The organism is Mesorhizobium sp. M1396 (assembly GCF_040317725.1).
GTDB lineage: Bacteria > Pseudomonadota > Alphaproteobacteria > Rhizobiales > Rhizobiaceae > Mesorhizobium.
Map to the genome: position 1 here is coordinate 17965 of NZ_JAMYLA010000005.1, position 25321 is coordinate 43285.

20 protein-coding genes and 1 tRNA gene are annotated in these 25321 nt (G+C 62.5%); 8 read left to right on the forward strand and 13 right to left on the reverse strand.

What is annotated here, in order from left to right:
• Positions 1-98: 98 nt before the first annotated feature.
• Together glgX and bglA are read left to right on the forward strand one after the other, a co-directional pair.
• Positions 99-2105: a glycogen debranching protein GlgX gene (gene glgX, locus NKH02_RS04400; protein WP_352876644.1), complete on the forward strand. Its 2007-nt coding sequence runs from the start codon at positions 99-101 to the stop codon at positions 2103-2105.
• The gene (bglA, locus tag NKH02_RS04405) at positions 2092-3717 is read left to right on the forward strand and encodes a beta-galactosidase BglA (protein WP_352876645.1); all 1626 of its coding nucleotides are present in this window, start codon (positions 2092-2094) and stop codon (positions 3715-3717) included. The genes glgX and bglA overlap by 14 nt, the downstream gene beginning before the upstream one ends.
• Positions 3718-3725: 8 nt before the next feature.
• On the opposite strand, the gene NKH02_RS04410 is transcribed toward bglA, so the two are convergent.
• Positions 3726-5492, reverse strand: coding sequence for a Tad domain-containing protein (locus NKH02_RS04410; protein WP_352876647.1), 1767 nt, complete (start codon positions 5490-5492; stop codon positions 3726-3728).
• Positions 5493-5948: a TadE family protein gene (locus NKH02_RS04415; protein ID WP_352876649.1), complete on the reverse strand. Its 456-nt coding sequence runs from the start codon at positions 5946-5948 to the stop codon at positions 5493-5495.
• A gap of 356 nt (positions 5949-6304) precedes the next feature.
• Here NKH02_RS04415 and NKH02_RS04420 point away from each other — a divergent pair, with 356 nt between their 5' ends.
• The 4 genes from NKH02_RS04420 to NKH02_RS04435 all read left to right on the forward strand — a co-directional run bounded on the left by NKH02_RS04420 (position 6305) and on the right by NKH02_RS04435 (position 11735).
• Entirely contained in the window at positions 6305-7894 is a 1590-nt protein-coding gene (locus NKH02_RS04420; protein WP_352876650.1) for a peptide ABC transporter substrate-binding protein, read from the forward strand.
• Positions 7895-8060: 166 nt separating this feature from the next.
• A complete protein-coding gene (locus tag NKH02_RS04425; RefSeq protein ID WP_352871072.1) occupies positions 8061-8984 on the forward strand; it encodes an ABC transporter permease subunit in 924 nt (307 codons plus the stop codon).
• Entirely contained in the window at positions 8977-10098 is a 1122-nt protein-coding gene (locus NKH02_RS04430) for an ABC transporter permease subunit (protein WP_352876652.1), read from the forward strand. Before NKH02_RS04425 ends, NKH02_RS04430 begins: the two co-directional genes overlap by 8 nt.
• 17 nt (positions 10099-10115) lie before the next feature.
• Positions 10116-11735, forward strand: a complete 1620-nt coding sequence (locus NKH02_RS04435) for an ABC transporter ATP-binding protein (protein ID WP_352876654.1) — start codon at positions 10116-10118, stop codon at positions 11733-11735.
• Between the two features lie 51 nt (positions 11736-11786).
• Here NKH02_RS04435 and NKH02_RS04440 read toward each other — a convergent pair whose 3' ends face one another.
• The 6 genes from NKH02_RS04440 to NKH02_RS04465 all read right to left on the reverse strand — a co-directional run bounded on the left by NKH02_RS04440 (position 11787) and on the right by NKH02_RS04465 (position 14877).
• The gene (locus tag NKH02_RS04440; protein WP_502913775.1) at positions 11787-12308 is read right to left on the reverse strand and encodes a hypothetical protein; all 522 of its coding nucleotides are present in this window, start codon (positions 12306-12308) and stop codon (positions 11787-11789) included.
• A gap of 19 nt (positions 12309-12327) precedes the next feature.
• Positions 12328-12768, reverse strand: a complete 441-nt coding sequence (locus tag NKH02_RS04445) for a hypothetical protein (RefSeq protein WP_352876656.1) — start codon at positions 12766-12768, stop codon at positions 12328-12330.
• A 6-nt stretch (positions 12769-12774) separates the two neighbouring features.
• Complete coding sequence (locus NKH02_RS04450; RefSeq protein ID WP_352871106.1) at positions 12775-12990, reverse strand: hypothetical protein; 216 nt, start codon at positions 12988-12990, stop codon at positions 12775-12777.
• Positions 12991-13060: 70 nt separating this feature from the next.
• Positions 13061-13360, reverse strand: coding sequence for a DUF1236 domain-containing protein (locus tag NKH02_RS04455; RefSeq protein ID WP_352871104.1), 300 nt, complete (start codon positions 13358-13360; stop codon positions 13061-13063).
• A 556-nt stretch (positions 13361-13916) separates the two neighbouring features.
• Entirely contained in the window at positions 13917-14204 is a 288-nt protein-coding gene (locus tag NKH02_RS04460; RefSeq protein WP_352876658.1) for a hypothetical protein, read from the reverse strand.
• Between the two features lie 596 nt (positions 14205-14800).
• Positions 14801-14877: transfer RNA gene (locus NKH02_RS04465), tRNA-Pro, on the reverse strand.
• Positions 14878-15078: 201 nt separating this feature from the next.
• Between NKH02_RS04465 and NKH02_RS04470 the strand changes: the two genes are divergently transcribed.
• Together NKH02_RS04470 and NKH02_RS04475 are read left to right on the forward strand one after the other, a co-directional pair.
• Positions 15079-16599 carry a phosphomannomutase/phosphoglucomutase gene (locus tag NKH02_RS04470; protein ID WP_352876660.1) on the forward strand — a complete coding sequence of 507 codons (1521 nt, stop codon included), beginning with the start codon at positions 15079-15081 and terminating at the stop codon, positions 16597-16599.
• 12 nt (positions 16600-16611) lie between these two features.
• Entirely contained in the window at positions 16612-18852 is a 2241-nt protein-coding gene (locus tag NKH02_RS04475) for a mannose-1-phosphate guanylyltransferase/mannose-6-phosphate isomerase (protein ID WP_352876662.1), read from the forward strand.
• A gap of 7 nt (positions 18853-18859) precedes the next feature.
• Here the strand turns inward: NKH02_RS04475 and betB are convergent, their stop codons facing one another.
• The 5 genes from betB to betI form a co-directional block, all read right to left on the reverse strand.
• Complete coding sequence (betB, locus tag NKH02_RS04480) at positions 18860-20323, reverse strand: betaine-aldehyde dehydrogenase (protein ID WP_352876665.1); 1464 nt, start codon at positions 20321-20323, stop codon at positions 18860-18862.
• Positions 20324-20403: 80 nt separating this feature from the next.
• The gene (betA, locus tag NKH02_RS04485) at positions 20404-22056 is read right to left on the reverse strand and encodes a choline dehydrogenase (RefSeq protein ID WP_352876667.1); all 1653 of its coding nucleotides are present in this window, start codon (positions 22054-22056) and stop codon (positions 20404-20406) included.
• On the reverse strand, positions 22049-23053 hold the full coding sequence (locus NKH02_RS04490) for a threonine/serine dehydratase family protein (protein ID WP_352876668.1): 1005 nt from the start codon (positions 23051-23053) through the stop codon (positions 22049-22051). The genes betA and NKH02_RS04490 overlap by 8 nt, the downstream gene beginning before the upstream one ends.
• Positions 23050-24579 (reverse strand): choline-sulfatase, encoded by a 1530-nt coding sequence (gene betC / locus NKH02_RS04495; protein ID WP_352876670.1) that lies wholly within the window; start codon positions 24577-24579, stop codon positions 23050-23052. Before betC ends, NKH02_RS04490 begins: the two co-directional genes overlap by 4 nt.
• On the reverse strand, positions 24576-25166 hold the full coding sequence (betI, locus tag NKH02_RS04500; protein ID WP_352876672.1) for a choline-binding transcriptional repressor BetI: 591 nt from the start codon (positions 25164-25166) through the stop codon (positions 24576-24578). Before betI ends, betC begins: the two co-directional genes overlap by 4 nt.
• Between the last annotated feature and the right edge of the window lie 155 nt (positions 25167-25321).

The following is a 25321-nucleotide window of genomic DNA, read 5'->3' on the forward strand; positions in this document are numbered from 1 at the left end:
CTTGAGTTCCGCCTGCGTCGCGAGGCTCCCCCTTCTCCCCTTGTGGGAGAAGGGTGCACCTGTTCGCGACTCTCCCAGCAAGCGCTGGAGGCCGCCGCATGAGTACGCTCGGCGCCACCGTCACCCGTGACGGCATCCGCTTTGCCGCCTGGTCGCAAGCCGCCAGACGGCTCTGGGTCTCGGTCTTCGATGAGCGGGGCAACCGGGAAATCGAACGGCTTGAGCTGCGGCCGGAAGGCGAGGGCGTGCATGCGCTGTTTGTCGCGGGCCTTGGCCCCGGCACCCGCTACGGGTTCCGCGCCGATGGTGACTACGCGCCGGAGCGCGGGCTGTGGTTCGACCCCGCTAAGCTGCTGACCGATCCTTACGCCATCGAGATCGACAGGTCCTACGCGTATGACTGGCGGCTGGCCCAGCGCCGGGGTGAGGGGGCCGATACCGCGCAGCTGATGCCGAAAGCGATTGCCGCCGCCTTGCCCAAGCCCGTGCAGGCCACGCCGCCGCTCTTTCAGCCCGGTGGCCTGATCTACGAAGTGCCGGTGCGCGCCTTCACCGCGCTGCATCCGGACATTCCGGAAAAATTGCGCGGTACGGTCGCGGCTCTAGCTCACCCCGCGGTTGTCGAGCACCTGAAAAAACTCGGCGTTGGCGCGGTCGAACTGATGCCGGTGACGGCGTCGATCGATGAGCGGCATTTGCCGCCGCTCGGGCTGCGCAATGCCTGGGGTTACAATCCCGTGACGTTCATGGCACTCGATCCGCGCCTGGCGCCGGGCGGCCTTGCGGAATTGCGCAACACGGTCGCCGTGCTGCGCCAGGCCGGCATCGGCGTCATTCTCGACCTCGTCTTCAACCATACGGGCGAGAGCGACAGGCTTGGCCCCACGCTGTCGCTGCGCGGCTTCGACAACCAGGCCTATTACCGGCACACGCCTGACGGCAGGCTGGCCAACGACACCGGCACCGGTAACACGGTCGCTTGCGACCACCCGGTCGTCCGGGAAATGGTCCTCGACACGCTTCGCCATTTTGTCCGGGATGCCGGCGTCGATGGCTTCCGCTTCGACCTGGCGCCTGTTCTTGGCCGTGTCGAAGGAACATTCGATGCCGAGGCGCCACTGCTGAGGGCGATGCGAGAGGACGCCGTGCTGGCCGATCGCGTGCTGATCGCCGAGCCCTGGGACATCGGTCCGGAAGGCTATCAGCTCGGCAATTTTCCGCCGCCTTTCCTCGAATGGAACGACAAGTACCGCGACGATGTCAGGCGCTTCTGGCGCGGTGACGCCGGCATGGTCGGCGCGCTGGCGACCCGGCTTGCCGGTTCGTCCGATGTGTTTGCCGCGAAGGGGCAAAACGTCAGCCGCACGGTCAATTTCATCGCCGCCCATGACGGCATGACGCTGGCCGACATCGTGCGCTACGAGCGAAAGCACAACGAGGCCAATGGCGAGCAGAATCGCGACGGCCACAATGAGAACCTATCCTGGAACAACGGCGTGGAGGGGGATGCGGACGACCCGGCGGTGGCCGAGGCTCGTCGGAACGACCAGCACGCGCTGCTCGCCACGCTGTTTACCTCGCGCGGCACCATCATGCTGACGGCTGGCGACGAATTCGGCCGCACCCAGCGGGGCAACAACAACGCCTATGCGCAAGACAACGAGATCACATGGCTCGACTGGGCAGGCCGCGACCAGGCGCTGGAGCGCTACACGGCGCTGCTCTCGACGTTGCGCCGCGCGATATCAGCGCTTTCCGACACAGGCTTCCTCACTGGCCAGCCACCGGCAGGCTCGGAGATGCCCGACGTCGCATGGCTGACCGAGACCGGCGCGCCGATCGATGAACAGAGTTGGCGGGATCCGCGGCGGCACCGCCTTGTCATGATCCTGGGTGGCGACGGCGATGGCGAGTGCCGTGTTGCCGTCATCATCAACGGCGATCGCCGCGCCTGCATAGTCACGCTGCCTGAACGTGAAGGGTTTTTCTGGACCGCCGTCGTCGATGCGGCGGACATCTCGCGGCCGGTATCGGGGCGGACGGTGATCTTCATGATCGAACGCATACAGGCCGGCACAAGGAAAAAGCGCAATGGCGGCAGCTGACAAGGCCGGATGGTGGCGCGGCTGCGTCATCTACCAGATCTATCCACGCTCGTTCCAGGACACGACCGGCGACGGCAGCGGCGACCTCAGCGGAATTACCTCAAGGCTCGCTCATGTCGCCTCGCTTGGTGTCGACGCTGTCTGGCTGTCGCCCTTCTTCAAGTCGCCGATGGCCGACATGGGCTACGACGTGTCGGATTACCGCGATGTCGATCCGATGTTCGGCACGCTTGAGGATTTCGATGCGCTGGTCGCCGAGGCGCATCGTCTCGGCCTGAGGATCATCATCGATCAGGTGCTGTCGCATTCATCCGACAAGCACGACTGGTTCGTCGAAAGCCGAGCCAGCCGCGATAATCCCAAGTCCGACTGGTATGTCTGGGCCGATGCCAAGCCCGACGGCGGCGCGCCCAACAACTGGCTCTCCGTCTTCGGTGGCCCGGCCTGGGAATGGGATTCGACCCGCCGGCAATATTACATGCACAATTTCCTCGCCTCGCAGCCGGATCTGAATTTCCACAATCCGGAGGTTCAGGACGCGCTTCTGGAAACGGTGCGGTTCTGGCTCGATCGTGGCGTCGACGGCTTCCGGCTCGATACGGTCAATTACTATGTCCACGACCGCTGGCTGCGCAGCAATCCACCCTTGGCATCAAGTGTCGCGGGCACGAATACGGAGACCAATACCTACCTCTACCAGGAGCATCTGTTCGACAAGACGCAGCCGGAAAACCTGGCGTTCCTGCGCCGCTTCAGGGCGCTGCTCGACGCGTATGAGGACCGCGCCGCTGTCGGCGAGATCGGCGATGAGGGCCGCTCATTGCAGACGCTCGCCGCCTACACATCCGGCGGCGACACGCTCCATATGTGCTACACCTTCGATCTGCTTGGCCCACGGTTCTCCGCGGCGCATGTGCGCGGCTGCGTCGAAGCCTTCGAGACGGCCGTTTCCGATGGCTGGGTCTGCTGGGCGTTCTCCAACCATGATGTGGCCCGCCATATCAGCCGCTGGACAAGGCCGGGCAGCGATCCCGACGCGATCGCAAGATTCTCGATCATGCTGCTGTCCTGCCTGCGCGGCTCGATCTGCCTCTATGAGGGCGAGGAACTCGGCCTGGAGGAGGCGGAGCTTGCCTATGAGGATCTGCGCGACCCCGTCGGCATCCGCTTCTGGCCGGGCGTCAAGGGTAGGGATGGGTGCCGCACGCCGATGGTTTGGGAGGCCGGCGCCGACAATGCGGGCTTCTCGACGGCCAAGCCGTGGCTGCCGATACCGGCCAGCCATCGCGCCCGCTCGGTCGACGTCCAGAATGCCGACACAGCCTCCGTGCTGACATCCTATCGGGTCGCCCTGGCGTTGCGCGGGGAGCACCAGGCGCTGGTGACGGGCTCGATCCGCTTTCTGGACGCTGAGGGTGAGGTGCTTGCGTTCATCCGCGAAGGCGGCGGCGAAAGACTGCTCTGTGTCTTCAATTTCGCAGGGGAATCAGCGAATTGGCCGTTGCCGCCCGATATCGGAGCGGTTGCAAGGCTTGACGGCGATACAGCTGTCGTAGAGGAGGCCGAGCTTTCGTTGCCCGCGCTTGGATGTTTCCTTGGCCGCCTCGACTAACGTCCGTCCTACTGGACGAGCACCGAGCGTCCACATGTCGCGCCGGTGACGCGTACATCGGCCTCGCCGACGCCGACACCCAGCGCTGAAAGCACATTGTAGAGCAAGTCGTCGACGGGCGCTGTTACACCGTTCAGCACCGCCACCGCCGCCGGCTTGACCGCTCCGAGCAGAGCAGTCAGGTCGATCCCGAGGCCAAGCGCATTGACCGAAAGCGACAGGTTGCTGACCAGAGACGTGGTGAGCGATTGTGTAATGTTGCGCGTCGAAACTGTCTTGATCGTCTTGTTGGCGATGTCGGTCGCATCGAAGGTCAGCGTCGTCGGGTTGTTGTTGGTGATCGCGGTGGCGGCGGAGCCCATCACCTGTATCAGGGGAATGTTGGTCAGCAGCAGCTTAAGGCTCACATCCGCGATTTCGGCGTCAGTGAATGTCTGCGGTTGGCTGAAGTCGCCAAAGCCTGAAGTGTTGCTGTTGGCCAGGTGCAGCGCGGCAATGCCTGGGTGGGCCGCGATGGAAACCTTGATGCTGGAAGGCCCTGTCGGACAAGTGATGTCGGTCAGTTTGGCTTCGGCATAGGCGACTTCCACATTGAGGGGCAGGTTCACGGCCAGCAGACTGATGCCGCCGCCGAGACCAGGTGTGCCGACTCCGACGCTGGCCACCAGCTTGATACGCGTCTGGGCCGTGCGCACCGTGGTACCGATTCCACCGACCGCGAGCCATGGCGAAAATTGTGCCGGCTCGCCAATGGCAATGGTAAGCTTGGTGGAAAGAAGCCCCGGTACGGTGGCTCCGAGATTGACCTGAGCCTGGTTGGTGCCGTTAGCCAGCACTGCGGCGGCAGTCAGCATTCCCATGGCGCTTGCATCGACCCCAAGGCCTGCCGGCGTTTGTCCCAAGCCCACGCTGCCCACGGAGCCGAGGTCGACAAGGCTGCTGAGCGGGATCTTGACGGTGCTGGTCGACGTGGACGCGATCGTCTGCAGGGCGACCTTGGCCGTGTTGCCAAGTCCGGGCACATTGGCCATGGCGGTAGCGATCTGGCCGACGGTCGCCTTGGAGGCCAGCACATCCGTATAGGTACCGCCGGTCACGCTCACTTGCGTGGCAAGGGCACTTATGAAGGAGAGGACGCTGACATCGGCCGAGATCAAACCGTTGTAGTCCATGACGCTGAGCGAAATGTTGCCGCCGAGAAGTCCGCTCAGAAGCGCGTTGAGGATGCCGCCATTGACGCTGGCAAGTCTCGACCCGACCGAGAACGTCGCCTGCGGCGTCATGCTGGCGGTGGCTTCCGTGCCGATGACGGGAGTGGGGATCAGCGAACTCGCGAAATAGCGGGCGGGGATCTTCTTCAGGGTTACGCGGACGGCATTGTAGGGTGTCAAGTTGGCCTGGAAGCGCTGGCTCACATTGGCGCCGGATGCCGCGTATCGCCCCGGTGTGACCGACACGACGGTTTTGCCGACGGCCGGTGCGATCGTCTGTCCCGAGCCTTGAACGACAACCCCTGGCATGCCGTTGTCGGTTAGCGTGGTCACGACCGCGGTGTCGATCTTTGTGATGTTCGAGGCGGCGGTGATCGCGGCCAAGTCCACCATTGCCTGTGCTTCGCGACGCTCCGTGTAGATCGAAGCTTCGTCGATGGCGACGGCAGCCAGCGCAAGCCCGACCGGCGCCATGAGCGCCGTCATCACGGCAAAATTCGCTTTTCTGTCACCCAGCATCAGCCGTGCCAGCCGGCCGATCTCCTTGCAAGCGTGCGGCAACATTCAGATGCCCCCGACCCTTATCGTTGACTGGCGCGTGATTGTAGTCCCTGGCATCGCGATGCCTGGGAAGAGATTCCAGATCGGCAGATTGCGCGCATCGTACTGGATGGACACCACGAACTGGCTTCCATCGGCCGTGCTGTCGTTGGCCTGGTAGGTCAACTTGCTGACATCCACGAAGGGATATCCGCCGGCATTGTTGGTGACGAAGCTGGCTACCAGCGTCTGGCGCTCGGTCTGGTTCAGCCCGGCAATCGCCGTGCGGGCCGCATCCGCCGCGATCTGCTGGATCGAGTTGGCGGCGCCGAAATATATACCATATGCAACCATTCCGAGCAGAAGAAGAATGAAGATCGGAGAGAGCAAGGCGAATTCAACCGCCGAAGTTCCGGAATCTTCTTGAAATTTGTACCTTATTTGACAGATTTTGGGCAATTTACTTGCTCTGTTACTCATGGCCACCGACTTTGGAGATCGAACCATATAGGAAGTAGTCGTAATGTAACCGGTGGTTGCTTAAGAACGCATTAACACATTCCGTCAAACGGACGCGGCGATAGATTCCTCGTGATAAATGGCGTCGACGTGAGGAAACCAAGTCAAGCTTCTGATTTCGGCTGCCACGGCATAGCTTTCATCCCGCCTTACTTTGGGTGACCCAGAGAGTCTGTTGAAATAAAAATTCTCCGCGTTAGTGTCTGGACACCAGCCGCAGGAAGGGAACCGGCGGCGCGCTCAAAGGGGTCAGATATCGGCTCCGGGGCGTCAACACGTAAAGGCGCGCCGACGGCAGCGCCGACAGGGAGAACTTCATGCTGAAAAACATGCTGAAGGCGACTGTGTTCGCCACGACCATGGCGCTGGCCGGCACGTTCTACACGCCGACTTTCGCCGAGAGCGTCTATAACAGGGGATCCGCCGCCGAAGCGGAGACGCTCGATCCGCACAAGACCTCGACGGTCTACGAAGCCGATATCATACGCGACCTGTTCCAGGGCCTCGTCATGCATGACCAGAAGACGAACCTCATTCCGGGCGCCGCCGAAAGCTGGACGGTGTCCGACGACGGCACTGTCTACACCTTCAAGCTGCGCAAGGACGGCCTGTGGTCGGACGGCAGCCCGGTGACGGCGGACGACTTCGTCTATTCGTTCCGTCGGCTGGAAGATCCGGCCACCGCTGCCGAATACGCTTCCATGCTCTATCCCGTGAAGAACGCCGAGGAAGTCAACACCAAGAAGGCCAAGCCGGAGGAGATGGGCGTCAAGGCGCTTGACGCAAATACCCTCGAAGTCACGCTGAAGGCGCCGACGCCTTACTTCCTGGAGATGCTGACCCACCAGGCGACCTACCCGGTTAACAAGGCGTCCATCGAAAAACTTGGCGCCGACTGGATCAAGGCAGGCAAGCTGGTCTCCAACGGGGCCTTTACAGCGGCGGAGTGGATCCCCAACGACCATCTGAAGCTGGTCAAGAATCCGAAATTCTGGGACGCCGCGACCGTCAAGTTCGACGTGGTCAACTACATCCCGACCGAAGATCGCTCGTCGGCGATGAAGCGCTTCGAGGCCGGTGAACTCGACAGTTACGGTGACCTGCCGACCGAACAGCTCGCCGATCTCAAGACCAAATTCGGCGATCAGGTCCGTGTCGGGCCATATCTCGGCACCTACTATTATGCGATCAAGACCGACAAGGCGCCGTGGGACAATGTCGAGCTGCGCAACGCCATCTCGATGGCGATCGATCGCGACTTCCTGGCGGAGAAAGTCTGGCAGAATTCGATGCTGCCCGGCTATTCGATGGTACCTCCGGGCATCGAGGGCTACACGCCGGCACTGGCCAAATACGCCGACATGCCGCAGATCGACCGCGAGGACGCTGCCAAGAAGATCCTCGAGAAACTCGGCTATACACCCGAGCATCCGTTGAAGATGCAGATCCGCTACAACACCTCGGAAAACCACAAGAACACCGCTGTCGCCATCCAGGAACAGTTGAAGCCGCTTGGCGTCGAGATCACGCTGCTCAACACCGACACCAAGACCCACTACTCATTCCTCGAGCAGAAGGGCGACTACGACGTGGCGCGTGCCGCCTGGATCGCCGACTACAAGGACCCGGAAACCTTCCTCGGCATCTCGCGCAAGGCCAGCGGCAACAATTATTCGAACTACAACAGCCCGAAATACGAAGCGGCGATGGACAAGGCCGCCGCCGCCGGCGGCAAACCCGAACAGCGCATGAAGGAACTCGCCGAGGCCGAGCGCATCCTCGTCGATGATGTCGGCGAGATCCCGCTTCTCTACTACAGCTACCACGACATCGTTTCTTCGAAGCTGCATGGTTTCGACGACAATGTGATGGACATCCATCCGTCCCGCTTCATCAGCAAGGACTGATCCCTTGGCTGGGTCGCCGCGCAACTCAATGCGCGGCGGCTCTGGTTTGCCATCGCATCGGCCCGGGAACCGGATTCGATTTTCGACAATGTCGGTGCGAAGATTTGAAGACTAGAGCGCAATCGTCCAGCCGGACGCGCGCTGCTCTGGATCAAGCGGGGCACCGATGCTGCGATATGTATTAAGGCGGCTTTTGACCGCCATTCCGACGCTGTTCGTCATCGTGACCATGGCGTTTTTCCTGATGCGCGTCGCGCCAGGCGGCCCGTTCAACCAGGAGCGGGGGTTGAGTCCTGAGATCAGAGCCAATCTCGAAGCTCAGTTCGGTCTCAACGACCCGCTCTGGCTGCAATTTGTCCACTATCTCGGCAATCTTTTGCGCGGCAATTTCGGCCCGAGCTACAACATGCCGGATTTCACCGTCACCGAACTGTTCGCCAAGGGTCTGCCTATTTCGGTCCAGCTCGGGGCGTCGGCGCTTGTCCTGGCACTTCTGTTCGGTTCCGTGCTCGGCACCATTGCCGCGCTCAACCAGAACAAGCTTGGCGATTATGCCGTGATCGCGCTGGCGACCGCCGGCAGCACCATCCCCACCTTCGTCATCGCGCCGGTGATCCAGCTCCTGTTCGGGCTGACTTGGAAGCTGCTGCCGATCGGTGGATGGGGCGATGGCGCTTTGATCAACAAGGTCGGCCCGGTGCTGACGCTCGCTCTGCCGCAGATCGCCATCGTCGCCCGCCTGATGCGCGGCTCGATGATTGAATCGCTACGATCCCATCATATCCGCACGGCGCGCGCGCTCGGCCTCTCCGATTGGTCTGTGGTGGTCAAGCACGCGCTGCGCGGCGCCATCCTGCCGATCGTCTCCTTCACCGGCCCGGCGGCCGCGGCTCTGCTCACCGGTTCGGTCATCGTCGAGACGATCTTCTCCATTCCCGGTGTCGGCCGCTATTTCGTCGATGCCGCGCTCAACCGCGACTACACGCTGGTGATGGGGACGGTGGTGGTGATCGCCATCTTCACCATCGTTTTCAACCTGATCGTCGACGTCATGTACGCGGTCGTCGACCCGAGGGTGCGCTATGACTGACATCGCAGCCACGGCTCCCGCCGTCATCGGCCGCTCGCTCTGGGGCGATGCCTGGGCGCGCCTCAAGGCCAATCGCGCCGCCATGTTCAGCCTCTATTATCTCGCTTTGATCGCGATCATCAGCGTGGTCGGCCCCTCACTCGTGCCGCATCAATACACGACCATCTATGGTGATTATGTGCGCACGCCGCCAAGCCTGTCGGCCTATCCGAAGGCCGACACGATCGAGACGGCGCTCACCGAAGCGATCAAACGCATGCGGGTCGATATCAAGGAGTGGCGGCAGGAAGGCAACCAAGTCTTCGTTACCGTCAAGTCGAGCAAGCCGATCGACGACCGCAACATCCGCTATCTCGATCGTTCCGACGCCTTTGACGGCACCAAGATCGAGAGCAAGTCGCCTGACGGCCTCGAAGCGACGATGAGTGCCTCGATCAAGCAGCAATATTTCCTGTTCGGCACCGACAACACCGGCCGCGATCTGTTGTCTCGCACGCTAATGGCCGGGCGCATATCGCTGGCCATCGGCCTGCTTGCCGGCGTCGTGGCGGTGGTCATCGGCGTGATCTACGGTGCCGCGGCCGGCTTTGCCGGGGGCAAGGTCGACGAGGTGATGATGCGCATCGTCGACGTGCTCTATTCCTTGCCCTTCATCTTCTTCGTCATCATGCTGGTGGTGTTCTTCGGCCGCAACTTCGTGCTGATGTTCCTGGCGGTCGGCGCCGTGTTGTGGCTCGACATGGCGCGCATCGTGCGTGGCCAGGCGCTGTCGATCCGTCGGCAGGAATATGTCCAGGCGGCGGAGGCCATGGGTGTCGGTCAGCGCGGTATCCTGCTGCGCCACGTCATTCCCAACCTGCTCGGCCCGGTGGTGATCTACATGACGCTGCTGGTACCGCAGGTCATCATCCTGGAGAGCTTCCTGTCGTTCCTGGGGCTCGGCGTGCAGGAGCCTATGACCAGCTGGGGCGTGCTGATCTCGGTCGGCGCCAAGAACATCGGCACCGCCAACTGGCTGCTGTTGTTTCCCGCCTTCTTCCTCGTCTCGACGCTGTTCGCGCTGAACTTCGTCGGCGATGGCCTGCGCGACGCGCTCGACCCGAGAGATCGATAAAGATGGGGATCGATGAGATGGCTGCTTCCGAAACGATCCTCAGCGTCAAGGACCTGCGTGTCCGCTTCCGCACGCTCGACGGCGCGGTCGAGGCGGTCAAGGGCATCAACATCCACGTCAACGCGGGCGAAACCGTTGCCGTGGTCGGTGAATCCGGATCCGGCAAGAGCCAGACGATGATGGCGGCGATGAGCCTGCTGGCATCGAATGGCGAAGCGACAGGCAGTGTCGACTATCGCGGCCGCAATCTTCTGACTCTGAGCAAATCCGAACTCAACAAGGTCCGTGGCCGCAAGATCAGCATGATCTTCCAGGAGCCGATGACCTCACTCGATCCGCTCTATTCGATCGGTAACCAGCTGATCGAACCGATCCGCCGGCATCGGGGCTTGAATGCCGCCGAGGCGCGCGAAGAGGCGCTCAAGCTGCTGCGCCTGGTGCATATTCCCGATCCCGAACGGCGGATGAAATCCTATCCGCACGAAATGTCGGGCGGCCAGCGCCAGCGCGTGATGATCGCCATGGCGCTCGCCAACGACCCCGACATTCTGATCGCCGACGAGCCGACGACGGCGCTCGACGTGACCATCCAGGCGCAGATCCTGATGCTCTTGGCCGAGTTGCAGCGCAAGCTCGGCATGGCGATCGTCTTCATCACCCATGATCTTGGCATCGTCCGTCGCTTTGCCGACCGGGTCTACGTCATGCGCCAGGGCGAGGTTGTGGAGGAGGGCGAGGCCGAAGCCATCTTCGTCAATCCGCGGCATGCCTATACGAAAATGCTGCTGGCGGCCGAGCCGACCGGCAGCAAGGCGCCGCCGCCCGCCAATGCCCCGGTGCTGCTCGAAGGCAGGAATGTCGAAGTGACGTTCAGGATCGGTGGCGGGTTTCTTGCTGGCGAGCCGCTGATGCTGCGCGCCGTCGATCACATCTCGATCCGGCTACAGCGCAACCAGACCATCGGCATCGTCGGTGAATCCGGCTCGGGCAAATCGACGCTCGGTCGCGCCTTGCTGCGGCTGTTGCCGAGCGACGGTGTCATCCGATTCGGCGACCGCGACATTTCCCAGGCCGACCGGCGGGCGATGCGGCCGCTACGGCGCCAGATGCAACTCGTCTTCCAGGACCCGTTCGGCTCGCTGTCGCCGCGCATGACCGTCGGCCAGGTCATCACCGAAGGGCTTCTGGTGCATGAGCCGAATCTTTCGGGCAAGCAACGCGACCAGCGCGCGGTCGAGGCCTTACGAGAAGTCGGCCTCGATCCCAACGCCCGCAACCGCTACCCGCACGAATTCTCCGGCGGCCAGCGGCAGCGCATCGCCATTGCCCGCGCCATGATCCTGAAGCCCAAGCTGGTGGTGCTGGACGAACCGACCTCGGCACTCGACCGCTCGGTACAGAAACAGATCGTTGAACTGCTGCGCAAGCTGCAGGCCGACCACGAGCTGTCCTACCTCTTCATCAGCCACGATCTGTCGGTCGTGCGCGCCATGGCCGACTACATCATCGTCATGAAGCAGGGCAAGATCGTCGAGGAAGGACCGACCGAGGCGATCTTCAGCAATCCGCAGCACGTCTACACACAGACGCTGATGGCCGCGGCAATCGACGTCACGCGGTTCCGGTTGAGCGCCTGAGACAGTAGCCGCCAGGTGGGCGCTCAAGGCACCAAGGCAGCGCCTGTTCACTCAGTCCGTTGACCTCGGGCACTTGTTTGCCCGTACCGCGACTATGGCTTGTTGCTGTTGCTTCAGCCGGTCGATCCTGGCCGTTTCACGGTCGGCGACCGCGGTTTTCACGCGCGCGCCGCCCAGCAGCCAGCGGGGAACGTTGGTGTTCGCGACCTTGCCGCGGGTGATTGCGGTTCGCGAGATGTCACGGGCAACGTCTCCCAGCGCGCTGTTGAGCTCGGTGCATGTCATCGAATCGTATTTCGCCGGATCGATGGTTTTGCCGATCGACGAACAGCCGGCGACAAGAAACAGCGCAATCATCAGGGCCAGAGGCGAGGCTGTCGTCGAATTCAGATTCATGTCGCATCCGGCTTGCCGTTTCATCGACCCATCGTACCGCATCGAAGTATCTAGGGCCGACGGCCATTTCGTCAAAGTTTGCGATCGCGAAGAAACCTGTCGCCGAGCTGAGCCTTTCCGGCCGATGCAGGAACATTCTCCCACCGCGCCCGCCCTCAAAATTATCGGGCTGTTCATTCAATTTCCCTGGAAATTCTCACGCTGCTTCAGCGACGAATGTCGTTGGGGGGCAACCGCCGAACACTGCCTGGGCCATGTCGGTCTCATTTTCATCAACATGCGCCGTCACCAAAACGATCCCCTCGGTACCGCGACCATCCGTCTTTGCGGCAGTCGTGGTGAATGTTGCGAACAGGCCGCCGGCAACGCCGCCACAGACGGCACCGGCCGCTGCTGTTGCCCATACGCTTGCAGCAAGAGGATTGATGCCGTGGGCTGCAACAGCGCTCAGGCAGGCCAGCCCGCTGGCGGCACCGCCAAGGACGGACCCCAACGCGGAAACCAATAGAGTTCCCGCTTCGTCACGATAAGGTCCGATGATGGCAATCTGTACCCGTGGAATTCCGGCCGCCACCAAGTCGCCGGCAACCCTTGCCGCTTCGGCATGGGAATCAAAAAGTCTGCTAATTGTCGGCATGGTCACTCAAGGCTTTTGACTGTTCGTCAGCGTGTCGATGACGAAGGACGCGGCAATCAGGTCGTCACCCCGAATTCGGCCCTCGCGGTCCTCCATGATGGCCGCGACCTTCTGGAAGGTCTTTATTTCGCCCGCGGTGATCTGAGCCTCCTGCATCCTGGCCTTGAGGTCAGCCACGCGCACCCCCAGCGCTTGGGATATTTCAGTCTCACGGTTCAACATGGCGATCTGCATCCGTTATTGGGAAGCCCGTCGCCTCGAGGGCGGCGGGCTTCAGCCGCAAGCGGCTGGTTCAGTCGATGATCTTGATGATCTTGTGGGTGTCCGGATCCACAACAACTGTTCGGTTGTCGATCACCGTGTAGCGGTATTTGACGTTGGGGACTTCGTGAAGCTCGACCGTTTCGGGCAGCGCTGTTCCGATATTGAGTTCCACACCGGGAATCTTCACCGAAGCGAGGGGCTGCTTTTTCACATATTCACGGATGACTGTTTCCTGCTCGGGCTGGATGATGATGTCCTCGGCTGCGGCTGCGCCGACACCTGCAAGCAGCAAAAGCGACGCCGCGGCAGCGGCAAGATGCATTTTCATGAATTCCTCCTTTGCAAACCGGCGCGGCACAACATCGTCCGCGCCAAACCACCGAACTTGGGGAAAGTGCAAACGTTCCCAGGGCTGGGCTTCGGTCGGGCGAGGCATGAGACCTAAGTCTGATCGCAAAACGCAATGGTCTGATCCGAGGCGTTGCTCGGAACGGCCACTGTTTGCGGTCGTTGTCGGCTGCATGTTGCGGGAGGAAACCGATGGAGAAGAGTGTTGGCCAGGCGCGCTGGTTGCTCGCACCAGTCTTCGCGGTGGCCATCACCTTGATGGTGATTGGAGTAGCTCTTGGCTGATCGTTCAGGAGAATTACTCACGAAGGTTTGCATATCGGCGCAGCTACGTCCCTTCCTGTGCCGATAGGGTTCGCTCGCCGGGTGCCAATCCTGGCGAGCGAACTCTCGTTTCCATACCGCAACTATGCCAACAGGCGCATTTGGTTCCAACAACGCGCAACCGATTTCAGATTGGATAGAGAAGTCTGGGCACGTGTGCGGCTAACAAGCCAACGGCCCGGCTCCAAGCCGGGCCATTGGGCAGTCGGCGATCAGTAGCCGTCGTTTTCGATCACCACGGGATTGTGGCGATGATGGCGGTGAGTGGAGATGGAGCCTGTCACGACGACGGTGTCTCGACGATGATGCCGGCGCCCATGGTCATAGAATGCAACGGTACCGTGGCGACGGTGGTGCAAGCGCTGTCCATCTTCGTTGATGATTTTGACGCTGCTGTGGTGTCGATGATGGGTTCTGATAATCACATCGGCCTCGGCTGCCGTAGCCATCACGGGCAATCCCAAGGAAAGCGCCAAAGCGCAGATGACCATTGTTTTCATTGCAATTTCTCCATCGCCTTAATTAGCCCTTCGTCGGATAACCGCCGCTTCTCCCTTTGGTTCCGGGTTTTCCTTGCGGGCAGCCGGACGGCAGCGCGGTAAGTCGAAGGACGGGCGATCATCGCCTGGGGCTGAGAAGGGAGCTGCCTCTCGCTCGTGGTACTTGCGGAGACGATGTGTCCCGCCGGGTCAGTCGCTCACTTCAGGCAACACAACGATCTGCCCCAAAAGTCGCAATATCTGGCTACTGCCTCCGGCAGTTCCTTGCATGAACGCTCGTCGTCCGCATGGGAGGGCGCACAACATCATTTGGCTCGTTGGAGCGGTGGTCATCGTGATAGCGATCTTGAGCTTCTTTGGCCTTTGCTAAGCGCGACGTCAACGATGTCCAGCGGCCCTTATCTGAATGGGATCAGTCGAAGCCGACACCGCGGAAGCGCCGCAAACGGGTCGGCCGAAGATCGACAGGCATCATACTGACGACGAGGAGCAAGACTCTTGGCCCGTCTCAACAGCGGGAGAGCTATTTCGCTCCATTTTCAGGCGGGATGTATGTTTGAGCGCCAAAGTCGGGATGCGCTAACGCTTTGTTTTTCTGGTCGGAGTGGCAGGATTTGAACCTGCGACCCCCTCGTCCCGAACGAGGTGCGCTACCAGGCTGCGCTACACTCCGTGACCAGACCGCGGGCTTATAGCCGCCACACTTCGTTCCTGCAAGCGGCAATGGCAGCGCTTCTGTCGCATTTCGTTCGCTTTCGTCGGGCATTTCCGCCAAGCCCGGATTTCGGTCCGGGATAAACGTGGCTTAAAGCCTTGTGTGCTAAGCCGCAGCTCTCGATAGATCGTATTTTCTGCCGCCTGGAGTTCTGCTGTCTTGCCCCCAAAAATCGTTGGCGACGCCCGGCCCAATAGTTTCGAATTCGAAACCGAAGCGCTGATCAAGGCGTCCGGCTTTCGCGAATACGATGCGCGCTGGTGGTTCGGCCATCCCGGCTCCGCGCAGTCGCCGGAACTCAATCTGATCGGCGTCCAGGCGCTCGGCATGGGGCTTGGCACGCTGATTCGCCGTCTTGGCGCCGGCCCCGATATCGTCACCGGGCATGATTTCCGTTCCTATTCGCTGTCGATCAAGCTGGCGCTGGTGTCGGGCCTGATGGCCGCCGGAGCGCGGGTGAAGGATATCGGCCTGGCCTTGTCGCCCATGGCCTATTTCGCCCAGTTCGCGTTGGATATCCAATCCGTCGCCATGGTCACGGCCTCGCACAACGAAAATGGCTGGACCGGCGTCAAGATGGGCGCGGCGCGGCCGCTGACCTTTGGCCCCGAGGAGATGAGCGCGCTGAAGGCGATCGTGCTGGCCGGCGATTTCGACCTCGCCGGCGGCGGCTCCTATGATTTCGTCCGCGATTTTCGCGCGACATATCTCGACGATCTGACCCGCGACAAGCGCATTGCGCGAAAGCTGAAAGTGGTCGCCGCGTGCGGCAACGGCACCGCCGGCGCCTTTGCCCCGCAAGCGTTGGAACGCATCGGCTGCGAGGTGATCCCACTCGATGTCGAGCTTGACCACACCTTCCCACGCTACAACCCCAATCCCGAGGATATGCGGATGCTGCATGCCATCAGGGACAAGGTGCTCGAGACAGGGGCCGATGTCGGCCTTGGCTTCGACGGCGACGGCGACCGTTGCGGCGTCGTCGACAATGAAGGCAACGAGATCTTCGCCGACAAGGTTGGCGTGATGCTGGCGCGGGATATTGCGAGCCAGTATCCGGGCTCGACCTTCGTCGTCGACGTCAAGTCGACAGGCCTGTTCAACACCGACGCAGTTCTGCGCGCGAATGGCGCCGTCACCGATTACTGGAAGACCGGCCACTCCTACATCAAGCGCCGCGTCGCCGAGCTTGGCGCGGTCGCCGGTTTCGAAAAGTCGGGCCATTTCTTCTTCAACCCGCCGATCGGTCGCGGTTACGACGACGGCCTGGTCACCGCCATCGCCATCTGCCAGATGCTGGATCGCAGCCCCGGCAGTTCGATGGCCGATCTCTACCGCGCGCTGCCGCTGACCTTTGGCACACCGACCATGTCCCCGCGCTGCGCGGACGATCTGAAGTATGGCGTGGTCGAGCGGGTGGTTGCCGACTTTCAGGCCATGAAGCAGGGTGGCGCCACCTTCGCCTGCCAGAAGATCGCGGACCTCATCACCGTCAACGGCGTGCGCGTTGTCGCCGAGGACGGCACCTGGGGGCTGGTGCGCGCCTCGTCGAACAAGCCGGAACTGGTCGTGGTCGTCGAAAGCCCGGTATCATCGCAGCGCCGCCGGCAGATGTTCGACGCCATCGACGCCGTGCTGCGCCGCAGCCCCGAGGTGGGCGCCTACAACCAGACTTTTTGAAATGGTAGTTCAATGACCGAGCGGATTGTGAGTTTTGTCATGAGCGGCGGCGTCGGCTCGCGGTTGTGGCCGCTGTCGCGCGAGGACAATCCCAAGCAGTTCCACGATCTGTCGGGCGACGGCTCGATGCTGGCCAAGACCTTACGCCGGCTGATGGCCCGGCAGGAAGGCGAAACGCCGATCTTCCTGATCGCCGCGGAGCGTCATGCCAACCGTGTCCACGCTGACCTCGCCGGCCTCGATCTCGCTGGTGGCGGTCCGCTGTTCGAGCCGACCGGGCGCAACACAGCCGCCGCTGTCGCACTGGCGACATTGCGCACTTTATCCGAATTCGGCGACAGCCTGGTGCTGGTGGTGCCGTCGGACCATGAGATATCGACCCCGCGCCAATTCTGGCAGAGCGTCGAAGCTGGCGCCGAGGCGGCGCGCAGTGGCCGGTTGGTTGTGTTCGGCATCAAGCCGACGCAGCCTGAGACCGGCTACGGCTATATCGAGGTCGCTGCCGAAGGCGGCGGCACCTTCGACGTGTCGCGCTTCGTCGAGAAGCCGGATCTGGCGACTGCGCAGAGCTATCTCCAGGCCGGAAATTTCTACTGGAACACCGGTATCTTCCTGTTTCGCGCCGGCGCCATGCGCGATGCCTTTATGGCGTTCCAGCCTGATATCTGGCAGGCCACCGAAGCAGCCTACAAGGCCGCGACATCGGATCTCTCCGGCCTCTACATGCCGCTTGAACTCTACGCCGCCATCCCGTCGAACTCGATCGACTACGCCATCATGGAGCGGGCAAAAGACATCGCCATGGTGCCGGCCGGCTTCCGCTGGAACGATCTCGGCTCGTGGCAGTCGCTGCTCGATGTCGGCCCCGCCGACGACCAGGGCAATGTCATCATCGGCGATGTCGTCGCCATCGACTGCGAAAACTCCTACATCCGCAGTGACGGCCGCCTGCTGTCGGCGATCGGCATGAAGGACGTCGCCATCGTCTCGACATCGGACGCCACCTTCGTCGCCCCGGTCAGCCACAGCCAGCACGTCAAGAAGATCGTCGAGCAGCTCGAAAAGTCGGGGCGGCTGGAAACCAGGTTCACACCGGCGCAAGACCGCGTCATCGAAAGCGGCGCCTGGCGGCGGCGCGTGCACCATTGGCTGTTTCAGGAGACCTTGCCGTTGTGGTCGACATCGGGCGTCGACGAACGCCATGGCGGTTTTCATGAAGCGCTGGGCCTGGACGCCTCGCCGCTGATGAAGCCCAAGCGCATGCGCACCACGGCTAGGCAGGTCTATGCCTTCGCCGTTGCCCGGGCGCGCGGCTGGGACGGCCCGGCCGACCGGTTGATCAGCCACGGCATCGCGTTCATGGCCGGGAAGGGCCGCACCGACAGGGGTGGCTGGGTTCGCACGCTGAATGTCGATGGTTCGGTCGCCGATGCCACCGAGGATGCCTACGATCATTCCTGCGTGCTGCTGGCGCTGGCGCATGCGCATATGTCGGGCAATGCCGACGCCTTAAGGCTCGGTGAGGAAACCTTCGCCTTTCTCGATGCGCATCTCGAGGACAGCCGTATGACCGGCTTCCTCGAAACGTCGGGCGGCGAAGGCGAGCGCCGCTCCAACCCGCATATGCACCTGCTCGAAGCCTTCCTGGCTTGGTACCAGGCCACCGGCGAGCGCGCCCATCTGCGCCGCGCGGCGCGCATCATCGACCTGTTCCGTAGCCATTTCTTCGATTCGGAAAGCTGGACGCTTGGCGAGTATTTCGATGCCGAATGGAAGCCGTCCGCCGGCGAGAAAGGCTCGTGGACCGAGCCCGGCCATCACTTCGAATGGGCCTCGCTGCTGATCGATTTCGCCGGGCGCAGCGGCCAGGCCGAGCTGAGCGGCTTTGCCCGAAAACTCTATGCCTCGGCCATCGCCAATGGCCTCAACCGCGCTACCGGACTTGCCTATGGCGCCGTCTCGCGGCAGGGCCTGCCGCTTGACCAGATATCACGCAGCTGGCCTCAGGCCGAGGCGATCAAGGCGGCGATCGCGCTGGATGGCTCAGGCGGTCCTGATCTCAAGCCGGAGATCGAAGCCCGCGTCGGCCGGCTGTTTCGCTGGCACATCGACCCAGCGCCGCTCGGCCTGTGGATCGACCGCATCGACGAGCGCGGCCGCTCGCTGGCAACTGATGTTCCGGCCAGCATCTTCTATCATCTGGTCTGTGCGCTGACGCAGTATCTGGACAGCACAACGGAAAAGGCCGCGTAGGATCGGCTCAGTACGGGCTCGCCACGTCCCCGATCTCGACATAAACCGACTTCAGCTGCGAATACAGCGCCAGTGCCGCCAGGGAATTCTCGCGTCCGATGCCGGACTGCTTGAAGCCGCCGAACGGGATTTCCACCGGCGTCAGATTATAAGCGTTGATCCAGCAGGTGCCGGCTTGCAGCTCGGCAATGACGCGATGGGCGCGCGGCAGGTCGCGCGTGAAAACGCCGGCGGCAAGGCCGAATTCGGTGTCGTTGGCGCGGTCGATCACCTCTTCCTCGCCGTCGAATTTCAGCACGCTCATGACCGGCCCGAAAATCTCTTCACGGGCGATACGCATGCCATCGGTGACGTCGGTGAACACCGTCGGTTCGACGAAGAAGCCGCCCTGGAAACCCTGAAGTGAAGGCACGTTGCCGCCGCAGGCAAGTGTCGCGCCGTCCTGCTTGCCGATTTCGATATAGCCGACCACCTTCTCGTGCTGCGCCTTTGAGACCAGCGGACCCATCTGAGTTTCGGGGTCGAGCGGGTCGCCGATGCGGATTTTCTTGGTCCGCTCGACCAGCCGTTCGACGAAACGGTCGTGGATGCCGCTCTGCACGAAGACCCGTGTGCCATTGGAGCAGATCTGCCCGCTCGAATAGAAATTCCCGAGCATGGCGCCGCCGATGGCGTTCTCGATGTCGGCATCGTCGAAGACGATCAGCGGCGACTTGCCGCCGAGTTCCATCGTCGCGTGCTTCATCTTCGAACCGGCGAGCGACAGCACCTTGCGGCCGGTCGGCACCGAGCCGGTCACCGAGACCTTGGCGACGACATCGTGTCCGACGAGGCCGGCGCCGACATCGCCATAGCCCTGCACGACATTGAACAGTCCGTCGGGCAGCCCCGCCTCGCTGTAGATCTCGGCCAGCGCCAGCGCCGACAGCGGCGTGTTTTCCGACGGCTTGAACACCATCGCGTTGCCCATGGCGAGCGCCGGTGCGGATTTCCAGCCGGCGATCTGGATCGGGTAGTTCCAGGCGCCGATGCCGACACAGACGCCGAGCGCTTCTCGCCTCGTGTAGGCGAAGGGCCCGCCGAGATCGACCGACTCGCCATTGTAGGCGGCGACCGCACCGCCGAAATATTCGAGGCAGTCCGCTGCCGAAGGGGCGTCCGCCACCAGCGTTTCCTGGATCGCCTTGCCGGTATCCAGCGTCTCGATGCGGGCGAGGTCGGCATTGCGGGCGCGCAGGATGTCGGCGGCGCGGCGCAGGATGCGCCCGCGCTCGACCGGCTTCAGCCGCGCCCAGGCGGGCTGTGCGGCACGCGCCGCTTCGACGGCCAGTTCCAGCACGTTCGGCGTCGCCGAACGCAGCATGGCGATGGTCTCACCGGTTGCCGGATAGATGACCGGCAGCGGCGCGCCGCCTTCGTCCTCGATGTAGCGTCCGTTGACATAGTGCGATGCCGTGGGCTGGGCGCGCATGGGTGGTCTCCAAATGGTCTGCTCCCCCAAATGGGCGGCTCAATCTATCGGGCAGCTCAATCTGTCGGGTGGATCATGCTCTATCTGTCCGACGCCTGCCAGCGCGGATTGATCCATGGTTCCTGATTGGACGGCGCCAGCGGCGTGCGGCCAAGGATGTGGTCGGATGCCTTCTCGCCGGTCATGATCGAGGGCGCGTTGAGGTTGCCGTTGGTGACGCGCGGGAAGATCGAGGAATCGGCGACCCGCAAGCCTTCGACACCGATGACCCGGCACTCCGGATCGACGACGCTCATCATGTCGTCGGCACGGCCCATCTTGCAGGTGCCGCAAGGATGGTAGGCGCTCTCGGCGTGGTCGCGAATGAAGACGTCGAGATCATCGTCCGACTGTACGTGCGAGCCCGGCGAGATTTCCTTGCCCCGATAGGGATCGAACGCCGGCTGGCCGAAGATTTCGCGCGTCAGCCTTATGCAATGGCGGAACTCCGCCCAGTCGTCTGGGTGCGACATGTAGTTGAAGCGGATCATCGGCTGCGATTTCGGGTCCGGCGAGCGCAGCGTCACCGAGCCGCGCGACTTCGAACGCATCGGCCCGACATGCGCCTGGAAGCCGTGCGAGTTCGCCGCCGCCTTGCCGTCATAGCGGACAGCCGCCGGGATGAAGTGGTACTGGATATCGGGGTAGTCGACGCCGGCACGTGAGCGCACGAAGGCCGCCGCTTCGAAATGGTTGGTGGCGCCGAGGCCGGTCTTGAAGAACAGCCACTGCGCGCCGATGAGCGCTTTCGAAAACGGGTTGAGCACGGAATTGAGCGTGATCGGCAGCAATGATTCCTGCTGGATGTAGAGCTCCATATGGTCCTGCAAATTGCGGCCGACGCCGGGCCGGTCGGCCACCACGGCGATGCCGTTTTCGCGCAAATGCTCGGCCGGGCCGATACCGGAAAGCATCAGGATCTTGGGCGAATTGATCGACGATGCGGCGACGATCACCTCACGTCGTGCCTTAACGACCTGAATCTGTTTGCGAGCTTCGATCTCGACGCCGATGGCGCGTTGATTCTCGATGATCACCCGCCGCGCAAAGCCCTTGACCAGGCTCACATTTTTGCGCCCAAGCGCCGGCTTCAGATAGGCCGATGCCGCCGACCAGCGGCGGCCGCCGCTGATGGTTTGCTCCATCGGCCCAAAACCTTCCTGCTTGGAACCGTTGTAGTCGTCGGTCAGTTCGAACCCGGCCTGGCGGCCGGCCTCGACAAAGGCGCCGTAGAGCGGATTGCGGCGCGAGCCGCGCTGCACATGCAGCGGCCCACCGTGACCGCGCCAGCCGTCCTCGCCGCCGTCGGAGTCCTCCATGCGCTTGAAATAGGGGAGCACGTCGGCAAAGCCCCAGCCAGCCGCACCCTCTTCGGCCCAATGGTCGAAGTCGCGCGCATGGCCGCGCACATAGACCATGCCGTTGATTGAGGACGAGCCGCCGATCACCTTGCCGCGCGGTGTCGCCAGCACGCGGCCGCCGAGATGCGGTTCCGGCTCGCTGGCAAAGCCCCAATCATACAGGCTCATGTTGAGCGGGATCGACAGCGCCGACGGCATCTGGATCAGCGGCCCGATATCATTGCCGCCGAATTCGATGACGATGACCGAATGCTTGCCGTCCTCGGACAGGCGATAGGCCATGGCCGAGCCGGCCGAGCCAGAGCCGATGATGACGAAATCCGCTTCAAGCATGGTTCATATGCGCCATAAAATCGGCGAGCGAGACATTGCCGCCGGTAGCCACGACAAGGACAGTCTTGTCCTTCACATCCACCTTGCCGCCGAGCAGTGCCGCCAGCGACGCCGCCCCCGATGGTTCGAGCACCAGCTTCATGCGCTCGAAGGCGATCCGCATGGCGCGCCGCACCGAGGAATCGTCGACGGTGATGCCGCGAACACCGGCGGTCTTGACCGCGGCAAAAGGCGCGTCGCCCGGCCGACGCGACATCAGCCCATCGCAGATCGACTTCGGCCCGATCGGCATCGTCTCGATGCTGCCATGCGCCAGCGACGAGCCCATACCGTTGAAACCTTCCGGCTCGACGCCGATGATTTCAGTGGCCGGCGAGAGATAGTGGAAGGCAAGCGAAACGCCGCCGATCAACCCACCGCCACCGACCGAGCAGAACAAAAGGTCGGCGCTGGAACCCTTGGCCTCAAGCTGGTCGATCGCTTCGAGACCGGCGCCCGCCTGGCCGGCGACGATCTCCGGGTCGTCGAACGGATGCAGCAGGGCCAGACCTTCGGTCTCGGCGATCTCGCGTGCCTTGGCGGCGGCGACCTCTTCTCGCGCACGCTCGCCATGGTCGGTGAGCACGACACGAGCGCCATAGCCTGCCGTGGCGTCGCGCTTGGCGACCGGTGCGTCGATCGGCATGACGATGGTGACGGGAATGCCAAGCGCCTGGCCGGCAGCCGCCAGCCCTTGCGCGAAATTGCCGGAGGAATAGGCGACGACGCCTTTCCTGGTTTCGTCAGTCGAAAGCTGCTTTAGACGCCAGTAGGCGCCGCGCACCTTGAACGAGCCTGCCCATTGCAGCGATTCCGGCTTGACGAAAACGCGTGCCGCACCCGTCTCACGGGCCAGTGCCGTCGATTCGAGCAGCGGCGTGATCTGCGTCGCCCGTGAGGTGACGGCATAGGCCTGTCTGAGATGGTCGAGCGAGGGGACGAGAAGGTCTGCCATCATTCGCCTCGCGGATACCTTTTGCTCTCTTCGAGATTGTCGAGGTTCATGTGGTTGCGCATGAAACGCTCGGACGCCTTTTGCAGCGGCTGGAAATCCCAGGGGTAGTAGGCGCCGTTGCGCAGCGCCGGATAGACGACCCAGCGGCGCGCCTGGCTTTCGCGGACGGCGGCATCGAAGCCTACCATGTCCCAGCGCGCCCGAACCTTGTCCATGAAATCAGCCACCAGGCCCGCATAGGCCGGGCTCTCCGCCAGATTGTTTCGCTCGAGCGGATCGGTTTCGAGATCGAACAACTGCGGTGGATCGAGCTCGCAATGGACGAATTTGTATCCGCCGTCGCGGATTGCCACCAAGGGCGCGCAGGAGCCTTCCGCCGCATACTCCATCAACACAGGCGCGGTGCGCTCAATGCCCTCTGTGAGCGGCAGCAGCGACTGGCCGTCGGTCCACGGCGCGATCGCCTCAATGTCGATGCCGGCGAGGTCGCAAAGCGTCGGTGTCACATCAAGATTGGAGACCGGCGCCTCGATCAGCCCGGCTGGCACCCCCTTGCCGGCAATCATCAGCGGCACCCGCGCCGAGCCTTCGAAGAAGCTCATCTTGAACCACAGGCCGCGCTCGCCGAGCATGTCGCCGTGGTCCGAGCAGAACAGGATGATGGTGTCGTCGGCCATGCGGGTGCGCTCAAGCACGTCCAGAAGCTCGCCGAGCTTGTCGTCGACATAGGAGATGTTGGCGAAATAGCCGCGCCGCGAGCGACGGACCTGCTCTGGCGTGATCTCGAAAGAGGAATAGTCGCTGGCGTGGTACAGCCGCCGGGAATGCGTATCCTGTTCGTCATGCGCGATGAACCCGGTTTCCGGATCCAGCGCCTGGCAATGCTCATAGAGATCCCAATACTGCTTGCGCGCGACATAGGGATCGTGCGGGTGCGACAGCGAGACAGTGAGGCACCAGGGCCGATGGTTCGCATCGTCCTGTTCGCGCGAAAGCTGATAGAGCTTCTGCGTGGCCAGGAACACGACCTCGTCGTCATACTCCATCTGGTTGGTGGTCTCGGCGACGCCGGCGCCGGTGACCGAACCCAGATTGTGGTACCACCACTCGATGCGCTCGCCCGGCTTGCGATAATCCGGCGTCCAGCCGAAATCGGCCGGGTAGATGTCGGTGGTCAGCCGCTCCTCGAAACCGTGCAGTTGATCAGGCCCGACGAAATGCATCTTGCCCGACAGGCAGGTGTAGTAGCCGGCGGCGCGCAGATGATGGGCAAAGGTCGGGACCGATGAGACGAATTCGGCCGCATTGTCATAGACACCGGTGCGCGACGGCAACTGCCCGCTCATGAACGAGGCACGGCCCGGCGCGCAGAGCGGCGACGCCGTGTAGTTGTTGGCAAAGCGCGCCGAACGTGCGGCCAACGCTTTCAGATGCGGTGTGTGCAGAAACTCTGCTGGGCCGTCCGGAAACAGGGTCCCGTTGAGCTGATCGACCATGACGATCAGGAAATTGGATTGCTTCGTTGTCACTGTTTGCGCCGCTCGCCAAGTTTGGTTTCGAGATAGTCCTCGACCAGCGCGATCGCGGTCGCGGCATCAGGCACGCCGTCCTTCAACGCCCGCCTGATATAGAGCCCGTCGATCATCGCCGCTGTCGTTTCGGCGGCGCGGTCGGCTTCGGCTTTGGGCAGGATGCCGGTCAGGCCGCTCATCAAATTGGAGTGCAGACGCCGCGCGTAGACCCTGAGCAACCGGCGCAAGGCCGAGGATTTCTGTGCCTCGACATAGAAGGCAAGCCATGCGGCGATGGTTTGCGGCTGGAACTGAATGTCGGAGAAGTTGACGCCCACCACGGCCGAGACGCGCTCGCGCGCGGTGCTGGCTGATTGCAGGGCGCGTCGCATGTCGATGGTCAGTTCGGCCAGGATGTGCCGCATCGTCGCCAGCAGCAATTCGTCCTTGGCGCCGAAATAATGATGGGCAAGGGCGGACGATACGCCGGCGCGCCCGGCGATCTCGGACATGGTCACGTCGAGTGAACCGCGCTCGCCGATCGCCGAGATCGTCGCATTGATGAGCGCCTTGCGGCGCAGCGGTTCCATTCCGACTTTCGGCATCTCGCTATGATCCTTTGAAGCAGGATTATTTTTTATTGACGGGTCAATCAACAAAAAAATCAGCACTGGCGTTGTTTGTACCAAGCGATTGTCCGATTTCAGCCCTTCACGAAGCGGGTCGGATTGTTTATCTTTGAACAATAAATATGACGTGC